General features: G+C 74.3%; 5 protein-coding genes. 3 read left to right on the top strand and 2 right to left on the bottom strand.

Annotated features, from left to right (window positions below; genetic code table 11):
- The first annotated feature begins 535 nt into the window (after positions 1-535).
- The 3 genes from htpG (at position 536) to LPU43_RS18580 (ending at position 4,002) form a co-directional block, all read left to right on the top strand.
- A complete protein-coding gene (htpG, locus tag LPU43_RS18590; protein ID WP_255686303.1) occupies positions 536-2,449 on the top strand; it encodes a molecular chaperone HtpG in 1,914 nt (637 codons plus the stop codon).
- A 120-nt stretch (positions 2,450-2,569) separates the two neighbouring features.
- Positions 2,570-3,328 carry a hypothetical protein gene (locus LPU43_RS18585; RefSeq protein ID WP_229401717.1) on the top strand — a complete coding sequence of 253 codons (759 nt, stop codon included), beginning with the start codon at positions 2,570-2,572 and terminating at the stop codon, positions 3,326-3,328.
- A gap of 149 nt (positions 3,329-3,477) precedes the next feature.
- Entirely contained in the window at positions 3,478-4,002 is a 525-nt protein-coding gene (locus LPU43_RS18580) for a flavin reductase family protein (RefSeq protein ID WP_229401737.1), read from the top strand.
- A gap of 66 nt (positions 4,003-4,068) precedes the next feature.
- On the opposite strand, the gene LPU43_RS18575 is transcribed toward LPU43_RS18580, so the two are convergent.
- Both LPU43_RS18575 and LPU43_RS18570 read right to left on the bottom strand, forming a co-directional pair.
- Positions 4,069-5,097 (bottom strand): LacI family DNA-binding transcriptional regulator, encoded by a 1,029-nt coding sequence (locus tag LPU43_RS18575; RefSeq protein WP_229401716.1) that lies wholly within the window; start codon positions 5,095-5,097, stop codon positions 4,069-4,071.
- Positions 5,098-5,122: 25 nt separating this feature from the next.
- The gene (locus tag LPU43_RS18570) at positions 5,123-7,603 is read right to left on the bottom strand and encodes a glycoside hydrolase family 3 C-terminal domain-containing protein (protein WP_229401715.1); all 2,481 of its coding nucleotides are present in this window, start codon (positions 7,601-7,603) and stop codon (positions 5,123-5,125) included.
- Positions 7,604-7,725 lie beyond the last annotated feature (122 nt).

Here is a 7,725-nt window from a genome sequence, read left to right as displayed (position 1 = left end):
CCGCGTCTCTAGACCCCACTTTCCCTGAAGTTGTGGAGTTCTTGACCGCGTCCCAGCCGCAGGGGGCAGTCCGAGGACAAGGCGCGCTGGGCCCGGGCATGTCGAGGGCGGCGAAGGCGGTGATGCTGCCCGCCGAGCATCGGGCCGCGCGCCTGGTCGACGCCGCCCGCGCATACCTCCAGGTCGACGACCCGGTCGACGGCGGCTGGCCCTGGCCGACGCCGAGCGCACCGCTCCGGCCGAGGTGCACCACCGCCCCGCCGCTCGGTCGGTGCTCGCCCAGGTGGCCCGCGACCCACACGCCCCGGCCACCCTCGTCCAGCTCACTGCCACCCTGGCGATGATCTGATCATGTCCGTTCGTCCGTTTCCCAGGCTCCTGGAGCGGCCGACTCCGGTGACGCGTCTGTGCCATCAGCTCCAAAGGGCCCGAAGAGATGCAGGTCCGCCCCGGCGGGCCGGGCGGGTGGAGCGACGGCCAGCGACGGCTCGTATCCTGTGCGCGAAGGGTCACCCATGCACAGAAGGGGGTCGGTGTGAGCAACCGGATCGAGACGCTGGAGTTCCAGGCGGAGGCGCGCCAACTGCTCCAGCTGATGGTCCACTCGATCTACTCGAACAAGGACGTCTTCCTGCGCGAGCTGATCTCCAACGCCTCCGACGCGCTGGACAAGCTCCGCCTGGAGTCCCTGGTCGACAAGGATCTCGCGGCCGACGTCTCCGACCTGCACATCGAGATCGAGGTGGACCGCGAGGCGCGCACCCTCACCGTCCGGGACAACGGCATCGGCATGTCCCGCGACGACGTGGTCCGGCTGATCGGCACGATCGCCAAGTCCGGCACCGCGGAGCTGCTGACCAAGCTGCGCGAGTCGAAGGACTCGGCCGCCTCGGCCGACCTGATCGGCCAGTTCGGCGTCGGCTTCTACGCCACCTTCATGGTCGCCGACCAGGTCACCCTCCTCACCCGCCGCGCCGGGGAGGACGAGGGCACCCGCTGGGAGTCCACCGGCGAGGGCACGTACAGCGTGGAGACCGTCGACGACGCCCCGCAGGGCACGTCCGTCACCGTGCACCTCAAGCCCGAGGACAGCGACGACAACCTGTACGACTACACGACCGAGTGGAAGATCCGCGAGATCGTCAAGCGGTACTCCGACTTCATCGCCTGGCCGATCCGGATGACGGTGGAGCGCACGGGCGAGGGCGACGAGACCACCCGCGAGGCGCAGACCCTCAACTCGATGAAGGCGCTCTGGGCCCGCCCGCGCAGCGAGGTCGACGAGGCCGAGTACAAGGAGTTCTACAAGCACGTCAGCCACGACTGGGCCGACCCCCTCGAGACCATCCACATGAAGGGCGAGGGCACCTTCGAGTACGAGGCCCTGCTGTTCCTGCCCTCGCACGCCCCGGTCGACCTGTTCGCCCCGCAGGCCCGGCGCGGGGTGCAGCTCTACGTCAAGCGCGTGTTCATCATGGACGACTGCGACGCGCTGATGCCCAACTACCTGCGCTTCGTCAAGGGCGTCGTCGACGCGCACGACCTGTCGCTGAACATCTCCCGGGAGATCCTCCAGCAGGACCGCCAGATCACGGCGGTGCGCCGCCGGCTGGTGAAGAAGATCCTCACCACGGTCAAGGAGATGAAGGCCAACGAGGCCGAGAAGTACCGCACCCTCTGGGCGGAGTTCGGCGCGGCGCTCAAGGAGGGCCTGCTGGACGACCCGGACAACACCGAGGCCATCCTCGACGTCGTCTCCGTCGCCTCGACCCACGACCCGGCCGAGCTGACCGGGCTGCGCGACTACGTCGAGCGGATGAAGGACGGCCAGTCCGACATCTACTACATGACTGGGGAGTCCCGGTCGATGATCGAGAACTCGCCGCACATGGAGGCGTTCCGCGCCAAGGGCTACGAGGTGCTGATCCTCACCGACCCGGTGGACGAGGTGTGGGTCGAGCGGGTCGGCCAGTTCGACGGCAAGCCGCTGCGCTCCATCGCCAAGGGCCAGGTCGACCTGGACACCGAGGAGGAGAAGAAGGAGGCCGAGGCCGCCCGCGAGCAGCAGCGCCAGGAGTACGCCGAGCTGCTGACCTGGATGACCGGGAAGCTGGCCGACAGCGTCAAGGAGGTCCGCCTCTCCACCCGGCTGACCACCTCGCCGGCCTGCGTGGTCGGCGACGCCCACGACATCACCCCCACGCTGGAGAAGATGTACCGGGCGATGGGCCACGAGGTGCCGCAGGTCAAGCGCATCCTGGAGCTGAACCCGGGCCACCCGCTGGTGGAGGGGCTGCGCAAGGCCCACGAGCAGGACGCGAACGCCGACGGGCTCGCCGACACCGCCGAGCTGCTGTACGGGATGGCCCTGCTCGCCGAGGGCGGGGAGCTGGCCGACCCGTCCCGCTTCACCCGCGTCCTCGCCGACCGGCTGGCCCGTACCCTGTAGCCGCCGCGACGCCCCGCGCGCCGGGCCCCCGGTCGACCCGTCGGCCGTGGCGGCCCGGCGCGCGCCGTTCGCGCCCCGCGCGGGGCACCGGGCGACCGGACGGGGCGGAATAATGCCCCCATGCTTCTGGGGCGTTCACGTGGGTTGGCGGTGGCGTCGGTCGCGCTGCTCCTGCTGCCGGGCTGCTCCGGCCCGGAGCCGCAGGTCGACACCGCCCGGAGCAGGGAGCTGGCGATGCAGGACGCCGGCCGGAAGGTCGCCCTCGTCGAGCAGGCCGTCAAGCGGGGACGGCGCAAGCCGTCTCCGGCGCGGCGGTACGCCCGGGAGGCCGCCCGGGTGACCGGCACGGAGGTCCTGCGGACCGACGACACCCGGACCGATGGCGGGGTGTCGCTGGTCGTCCGCGTGCACGGGGTCACCCCGGCGGTCGACACGTCCGGCCGGGCGATGGCCAGGACGTTCGACCTGCCGGTCTGCTACGAGATCATCGTCGCGGTGGACGCCATGGACGATCGGGTGGACGAGGTGTCCTGCCCGACCGGGCCCCCGCTCACCGTCTCCCTCGACCCGGAGCTGCCGGGCTCCGTCGAGGACGACCTGCGCCGGGCCCTGCCCACCGGCGCGGCGGCCACCGAGCAGGCCGTCCGCGCGGCGGTCGACGGCCTCGACCTCGAGCCCCTGGTCGCCCGGCAGGTGGCCGCCGCAGGCGGGGTCGTGGGGGTGGCGCTGCGCGCCAGTCAGTACGTCTGCCTGCTGGCCCGGGTGGCCGGAGGGCGGGTCGAGGTGTGGCGTCCGTCCCGGGTGCAGCTCGCCCCCGGCGAGCTGAGCTGCACGGCCGACGTCGCCGTCGCCGGGCTCGGTCGCCGCCCGCCCCACTGAGCCGTCCGCCGTGCGGAATTTCCTATCCTTCGAGTAGGGATTGCGGGTGGGGGTCGCCGTCGGCTAGCGTCGGGTCGTCCGGGACGCCGTCGCCGCGCGATGCGTGGTGCGTGCCGGCCCGGTCCCGCCGCAGCGACCCGGAGGAGCACATGCCGCCGCCCACCGATCCGCAGCCGGAGCCGGCCGTCGACGCGGACAGCGCCTCACTGCGTGCGATCCTGCGTCACCAGGCCAGCACGGTCACGGTGGTGACCGCGCCCGGGTCGCCGCCGGTCGGCTTCACCGCGACGTCGTTCACCTCGGTGTCGCTGGACCCGCCGATCGTGTCGTTCTGCCTCAACCTGGCCTCGTCGAGCTGGCCCACCGTCGCGCGGTCCCGGCACGTCGCCGTGCACCTGCTCGCCCACGGGCAGCAGGCGCTGGCCCGCACGTTCGCCACGAGCGGCGTCGACCGGTTCGCCGACCCGACGCGGTGGCGCGCCGGGCCGGAGGGGGTGCCGATCCTCGACGGCACGCTGGCCTGGCTGCTCTGCCGGGTGGTGGACCGGGTGGTCGTCGGCGACCACGCGATCGTCCTCGCCGAGCCGGAGCTGCTGCGCCACGCCGAGGTGGGCACGCCGCTGCTCTACCACTCGGGCCGCTACGCCGGCCTGGACCGGGCCGCCGCGGCCTGAGCCCGCTACGACCTGAGCCCGCCACGACCTGAGCCCGCCGCGCGGCGGCCGGTCAGCCGTGGCTGGTCAGCGGCGGGCGGGCGCGGGTGCGGTGCTGTCGCGCACGGTCAGCGTGGGGTCGAGCAGCGTGGCCGCCGGCACCGGCTCGCCCTGCACCCTGCGCATCAGCAGCGACACCGCCTGCCGGCCGACCTCCTCCGCCGGCACGGGCACCGACGTCAGCCGGGGACCGGCCTGCTCGGCGAACTGGTCGGGGCAGACGCCGACCACCGACACGTCCTCGGGCACCCGCCGGCCCAGGGTGGGCAGGACCGCCAGCACGGGGCCGACGGCTGCCTCGTTCTGCACGATCAGCCCGGACAGGTCGGGCCACCGCTCCAGCAGCGAGACCAGCTCCCGGCGTACGGCCGCCGTGCCCTCCTCGCAGGGCCGGACCACGGCGTCGACGCCGAGCCGCCCGGCGGCGTCCACGACACCGGCCCGGGTGCGGTGGGCGAAGCCGGTGCCCCGGTCGTAGACGGCGGCCGGCGCGCCGAGCAGGGCGACCCGCCGGTGCCCCAGCCCGGCCAGGTGCTCGACGCAGAGCTGACCGGCGCGGTGGAAGTCGAGGTCGACGCAGGTCAGCCCGGAGGCGTCGGCGGGGAAGCCGATCAGCACGCTGGGCCGGCCCAGCTCGCGCAGCAGCGGCACCCGCTCGTCGTGCAGCTCCACGTCCATCAGCAGCAGACCGTCCACCATGGCGCTGGCCGCGACGCGGCGCAGCCCGTCCGGCCCCTCGTCGGAGGTGACCAGCAGGACGTCGTGCTCGACCGTGCGGGCGGTGGTCACCACCGACATGGCGAACTGCATCACCACCGGCACCTGCATCCCCGAGCGCAGCGGCAGCACCAGCGCGATCACGTTGGCCCGCCGGCTGGCCAGCGCCCGCGCCCCGGCGTTCGGGTGGTAGCCGAGCACCCGGATGTTGGCCAGCACCCGGGTGCGGGTGACCTCGGAGATGACCCGCTTGCCGCTGAGCACGTACGACACGGTGCTCACCGCCACGCCGGCGTGCCGGGCGACGTCGGCGATGGTGACCAGGTCGGGCGACTTCACGGGCCGCGCCCGCGTCGCCGGGCGGTCACCGGGACCGGCCGGCACCGGAGGTCTCCCTGCCCGGCACGCTCTCGGCCGCGCTCCGCACGGTCAGCGTGCCGACCAGCCGGATGTCGGTCGCGGACCGGCCGACCAGCACCGTGTGCCTGGCGTCCTCCACCACGTGCGCGCCCCGGGACTCGTCCCACCAGCCCAGGTCGGCGGCGCGCAGCCGTAGCCGCACCACCCGCCGCTCGCCAGGGGCGAGGGCGACCCGGGCGAAGCCCCGCAGGCGGCGCAGGGGCTGTTTGACCCGGGACCGGCGCTGCCGGGTGTAGAGCTGCACGACGTCCTCCCCGGGCCGGTCGCCGACGTTGGCGACCTCGACGTCCACCTCGACCTCCCCGTCGGCGGCCACCGACGCGGCGCTCAACCGGAGGTCAGCGTAGTCGAAGCGGGCGTAGCTGAGCCCGTGGCCGAACGGGTACAGGGGCTCGCCCCGGTAGTACAGGTAGGTGGCGTCCGCGCCGATCACGTCGTAGTCGAGCAGGTCGGGCAGCTCGGCGGCGTCGGCGTACCAGGTCTGGGTGAGCCGGCCGGCCGGGTCGGCGTCGCCGAGCAGCAGGGCGGCCAGCGCCGACCCGTGCTCCTGGCCGCCGTGCGCCGACCACAGCACCGCCGGCAGGTGCTCCTCGGCCCACCCGATCGCGTACGGGTAGCTGCTGGTCAGCGCGAGCACGGTGCGGGGGTTGGCGGCGTGCACGGCGCGCAGCAGCGTCTCCTGCCCGGCCGGCAGCGCCAGGTTCACCCGGTCCTCGGTCTCCCGCCCGTTGACCATCGGGTGGTTGCCGAGCGCCACCACGGCCACGTCAGCGTCGGCGGCCAGCGCGGCGGCCTCGGCCGCGCCGTCGGTCACCAGCTCCACGGTGAACGCGGTGGCGTCCTCCGGCCCAACGGCGTCGGCGCGCAGCCGACCGTCCGGGGTGGCGGCGACGTACCGGTCCCCGGCGAGGTGGTGCAGCAGCACCGTGCCGTCGGGGCCCGGCCGGAAGCGGAAGGTCTCCCGGACGACCCAGCCGCCCGGACCGCTGCGGTCGTTGGCGACCTGCCCGGCCTCGTCTGCGCCGACGTGTCGGCCGTTGGCGACGCTGCGCAGCGCCACGGTGTCCCGCCCCCAGTCGTCGACGTCGAACCAGGTCGCCTCGGTGGCCTCGGGCGCGTCGAGGGTGAGGGGGCCGCCGTCGGCGTCGGCGGCGCAGCGGACGTACCGGTCGCCGGCGCGCAGCGCGATCCGGTCCGCCCCGCTGTGGTGTGTGACGGTGTCGAGCCGCCCGGCGAGGGCGTCGAGGGTGCTGACGGCGTACGGCAGGGTGCCGCTGTACCAGTCGGTGTGCACCTGGTCGGCCAGCGGGCCGAGCACGGCGACCCGCAGCCCGGGGCGCGGGCGCAGCGGCAGCAGGCCGTCGTTGCGCAGCAGCACCACGGCGCGCCGGGCGGCCTCGCGGGCCAGCTCCCGGTGCGCCGGGCAGTCGACGACGTCCGGGGACACGTCGGCCCAGGGGGACTCGTGCGGCGGATCGAGGTCGCCGAGGCGCAGCCGCACGCCGAGGACGCGCCGGACCGCCCGGTCGACGTGGGCGGGGGTGATCAGGCCGCGCTCCAGGGCCTCGGTGAGCCGGTCGACGGTGGGGGCGGCGTCGGTGTCGTCCTCGGTGAAGCTGTCGATCCCGGCGCGCAGGGCGGCGGCGAACCCGTGGACGTGGTCGGGCGCGTGGCCCTGCACGCCGGCGATGTTGGCGACCGCCCCGGCGTCGCCGACCACCATGATCTCCTCGGGGGCCATGCCGCGCAGCTCGGCCCCGATCAGCGGGCTGAGGTGGGCGGGGACGCCGTCGACCAGGTTGTAGGAGGCCATCACGGCGACGGCGGCCCCGGCGGAGAGGGGGGCGCGGAACGCCGGCAGCTCGTACTCGTGCAGCACCCGTGGGGGCAGGTCGCTGGAGGTGGTGGCGCGGTCGGTCTCGTTGTTGTAGCCGAGGAAGTGCTTGAGTGTCGGCGCGGTACGCAGCCGGTCGGGGTGGTCGCCGCGCAGGCCCCGGGCGTACGCGGTGGCGAGGTGCCCGGTGAGCCACGGGTCCTCCGACCAGCCCTCCTCGTTGCGCCCCCAGCGGGGGTCGCGCAGCGGGTTGACCACCGGCGCCCAGACGTTCAGCCCGACGCGTCGCGGGTCGGCGTGGTGCTTCGCGCGCACCTCGTCGCCGACGGCGGCACCCACCGCGCGGACCAGGTCCGGGTGCCACGTGCTGGCCAGCCCGACCGCCTGCGGGAAGACCGTCGCCGGCCCGAGCCAGGCCACCCCGTGCAGCGCCTCGGTGCCGGTGCGGAACGGCGGCAGGCCGAGCCGGGGCACCGGGGCCTGCCACTGGTGCAGCAACCCGATCTTCTCCGGCAGGGTGAGGCGCGCCAGCAGGTCGTCGAGGCGGGCGGCGGGCGAGGGGGCAGGCGTGCGGCCGGTGCTGTCGGTCATGGCGGGTCGGATACCTTCCGTGGGCTAGCCGGTGCCCGGTCGGCAGGTCGAAGCGCTTCGACAACCGTCGTGCCGAGCGGCATCGCGGTGAGGGGGACGCCGGCCGTCGTTCCCGGACGCGC

It is taken from the genome of Micromonospora okii, assembly GCF_020884795.1.
Classification (GTDB): domain Bacteria; phylum Actinomycetota; class Actinomycetes; order Mycobacteriales; family Micromonosporaceae; genus Micromonospora; species Micromonospora okii.
Note: the sequence above shows the minus strand (reverse complement) of the source record. Positions and strands in the feature narration are given on the sequence as shown.

Excerpts from the sequence above, each read along its gene's own strand:
- LPU43_RS18580 (WP_229401737.1), top strand. The coding sequence starts at position 3,478 with ATGCCGCCGCCCACCGATCCGCAGCCGGAGCCGGCCGTCGACGCGGAC.
- LPU43_RS18570 (WP_229401715.1), bottom strand. The coding sequence starts at position 7,603 with ATGACCGACAGCACCGGCCGCACGCCTGCCCCCTCGCCCGCCGCCCGC.
- LPU43_RS18585 (WP_229401717.1), top strand. The coding sequence starts at position 2,570 with ATGCTTCTGGGGCGTTCACGTGGGTTGGCGGTGGCGTCGGTCGCGCTG.